This is a genomic window from uncultured Thiodictyon sp., assembly GCF_903828115.1.
Lineage (GTDB): Bacteria > Pseudomonadota > Gammaproteobacteria > Chromatiales > Chromatiaceae > Thiodictyon.
In genome coordinates this window covers 1-3558 of the sequence record NZ_CAIKKU010000488.1, presented here as the reverse complement: position 1 = coordinate 3558, position 3558 = coordinate 1, and the positions used below count along the sequence as shown (strand labels likewise).

At 59.3% G+C, this 3558-nt stretch carries 2 protein-coding genes; both read left to right on the top strand.

The window, feature by feature from the left end; all coding sequences use genetic code 11:
- The first annotated feature begins 30 nt into the window (after window positions 1–30).
- The gene (locus QZY48_RS17940) at window positions 31–528 is read left to right on the top strand and encodes a hypothetical protein (RefSeq protein WP_295433598.1); all 498 of its coding nucleotides are present in this window, start codon (window positions 31–33) and stop codon (window positions 526–528) included.
- 20 nt (window positions 529–548) lie between these two features.
- Window positions 549–3558: AAA family ATPase (locus QZY48_RS17935; protein WP_295433595.1), on the top strand; the 3010-nt coding region annotated here is incomplete at its 3' end.

Sequence of the window (3558 nt, the reverse complement as noted above, 5' to 3'; positions counted from 1 at the left end):
CGACTTTTCGCCCACGAAGGAGACTGAATAATGAATGATGACGAAAAAATCAGGGAACTCCGAAGGCTTTACGAGAACCGCAGCAATGGCGTAGCAAAGAAAATTTTGGACTCCTTTGCAAGTAAAACCAATTGGCGCAGCGAGAGCCTAGTACATCGGATCGTCCTGGAGACGCAGCTCTCAGAACGTGATATTCGAGATTTTTTGAAAGACAAGCTCCAAATCGCACTGGAGTTGGGAACCTACAAGAAGGGTGCACAGGGTTACAAATCCCGATTTGAGTGGAAGGTAGAAGAACCTTTTGGGTATTCGCTTGTAAGCGTAGGTCTTGCTGCCCAAGGAAAGTCTTCAACCCTTAAAGGTGCCGAGGATCAGGAGCTGTCCGAAGATGAAGAGGCTGGCGAGTTGACCGAGGAGAACGTGAAGGTTGCGCGGGATCGGTTTTTCAAGGCCGAGTTCCCTAACGACCTGACAGAAAAAGAGTTCGCGCACTTTGTTGCACACATGAATCGAGTCTACTTTTCGTAAATTTCAGTGTGGGGGTGCCCATGATCTACCCGATGAAACACATCTCCATCCGCGTCCCTTGGCACGACACCGGATGGGACGGCCGCGTCTGTGCTGCTCCGCGACTGAATGGCGCTTGCCTCAAGCTCAAGGGCATTGCCGAGGACCGCAACGACGACGCGGAAGAAGCGGTCGCAGGACAGAGCATCAAGGATTTGCCGCAGGCGAAGTGGCCATCTTGTATCTCAGAGCGCGTCGTCTTCATGGCCCCCTTTGAGTACGTCCGCGAGGCGAATCACCCCTATAACTGGGGCCCTGAGACGCCCCACGGGCACTTCAAACCAACCGGACTACGCCATCCGCCCTACTCAGCGCCGGCGGTGCCGTTCGCCTGGATGCTTAGCGAGGCGATGGCGACACTGGGCGAGGAGCATGCGCTCGATGTCCAGGCCGAGCGCGAACCAGATCTGGGTTTCGAGACGAAGTTTGTTCAGGAATACCTGAACCAGACGGCTCTGCTCAATGGTTTCGCCGGTCACATCAAGCCGGATCATTCACTTTGCTTCTTTTACGCCAAGCAGGTGCCGTTTGTGGAGGACGCAGCCGGTGGTCGCATCCTGATCGGGGTCGGGCGTGTGCTGCATGTTGGCGCTGCGCAGGAGTACGCCTACACCACGAAGGATCTCGATGGGAAACTGCGCTCGATGTTGTGGGAGCGGATGGTCCAGCATTCGATCCGTCCGGATTTCAAGGATGGATTCTTGCTGCCGTATCACGCGGCTGTTGAGAAGGCGGCCGAGGATCCGGAGTTCGATCCTGCAGAGATCGCAGCCTTCTCGCCAGCCGACCGCCTGCTTGAGTTCTCGCACGCTTCGCAGTTGGTCAGCCACGACGGTGCAATCGCTTCGCTGCTCGCGTGTGCCGAATCGCTGCGCAAGGCCAAGGGCGTCCTGCCTGGCCCGTGGGACCAGTGCCTGCAGTGGATCGATGCGCGCCTTGGTGAATTGTGGAAGGCCCGCGGCCCATGCCCCGGGCTCGGCTCGGCGCTGTCTGCGTTCGGGTTGGATTTGGGCACCTTTGTCGCCCGTGCCCTGGCCGAGAAGGCGGGCGACAACGTCGATCCCTGGCCCTTAGTCGACAAGATGTTTGCCAACCCCAAGAAACACTTGCCGGCACCTTTGGCCGAGAGCATCGGCAAGACACTTTGCGCCAAGTGGACTCGGTTGCCAGATGGGCGCCGCGCGCTGCTAAAGCTTGTAAGCCGCTTTGAGATCACCCGGGAGCAGGCGACCGTGCTCTACGTACAGGAGGAGCGTGCCAAGACCGGAATAGACAAGAGCGACGCGGCCATCCTTGCCAATCCGTATCTTCTCTATGAACTTACCAGGTTGACCATAGATCCGGTCAGCGTCTGGACTGTTGACCGCGGCGTCTTCCCGGACGAGGTCATTCGCAAGAAGCATCCGTTGCCTGCACCGACGGCATTGGATGCCGGAACTGATGCTCGCCGCATCCGCGCGTTCACGGTCAAGGTTCTTGAGGACGCCGCCAGCGCTGGTAACACGCTGCTTCCTCAGGATCAAGTCGTCCTCGGTATCCGTGGCCTCACGCTCCAGCCTCCATGTGAGGTCGATGCCGACCTGATGAACGTCGCCAAAGACGATTTCGGCGACGCTGTTGGCGAACTTGCAATGGCCAATGGCTCCCCGGCACTGCAGTTGGGGCGACTTACGGAAGTGGGAACGACCATCCGTGTGGCTATCGACAAGCGTATCAAGGGAAAGCGCATGACGGTGGCAGCCGATTGGCGCCAGCTTCTGGATGCGCACCTGGCGGCGCAGGGGGCGGGCAACCCGGACGAACTCGAAGAAAACGCCCGCGCGGAAAAGACGGCCGCGCTGACAGAACTCGCTGAGGCGCGGCTCTCGGTGCTGATTGGCCCTGCCGGAACGGGCAAAACCACACTGCTCTCGGTGCTTTGTTCACACCCGAAGGTCGAGTCAGGCGGCGTCCTGCTTCTGGCGCCGACCGGGAAGGCTCGCGTGCGCATGGAGCAGTCCACGAAGGGTCTGAAACTCAAGGGCTACACGATCGCCCAGTTCCTGAGCCCGCATCGCTACGACGGCGCTACCGGCCGCTATCGCCTTTCGGACAAACCTACTGAGGCGAGTGCGCATACGGTCATCATTGACGAGGCCTCTATGCTGACGGAGGAGATGTTCGCGGCGCTGATCCAGGCGCTCAAAGGGGTGCACCGCCTCATCCTCATTGGTGATCCGCGCCAACTCCCGCCAATTGGCGCGGGGCGGCCGTTCGTGGACATCGTCAAACATCTCGCAGCAGAAGGGGTCACGGAGAAGTTCCCGCGCGTCGGCCCCGGCTACGCCGAACTGACAATCCGGCGCCGCCAGGCTGGGGAGGATCGCGAGGACCTGCAACTTGCCGAGTGGTTCAGCGGATCCCCCATTGCTCCGGGTGAGGACGATGTATTCGACAAGGTGGTGCGCACTGGCGAGAGCAAACACGTTCGCTTCGTACAGTGGGACACCGCTGACGACGTGCGAACTCGCCTCATGGACGTGCTGGTGGCGGAATTGAAACTAAAAGGTCCAGAAGACATTGCCGGTTTTGATGCCACCCTTGGGGGTGAAGCCTGGAATGAAATGCGTTTTTTCAACCCTCGCAGGGGTGATAAGGCCGGTGCCGCCGAGACGGCCGAGGGTTGGCAGATCCTTTCGCCGGTGCGGTCGGCTGCGCACGGTGTGCCAGATCTGAATCGCTTGATTCACAAACAGTTCCGGCAGCCGATGATTGATGCCGCGCGCAAAGAGGGGTGGCAACGGAAATACCCCAAACCCATGGGGCAGGAGGAGATTGTTTACGGCGACAAGGTCATCAATCTCGCCAACACCAACCCTGCGTTGCCTTGGAACCGACACCGCAAGGTGTACCCGGCGAAGGATGACGCTTACATCGCCAATGGCGAAATCGGGATGGCTGTCGGCTTCTTCAGGAAGAAAGGCCTGCCAGATCTTCGGTGGAAACTGGAGG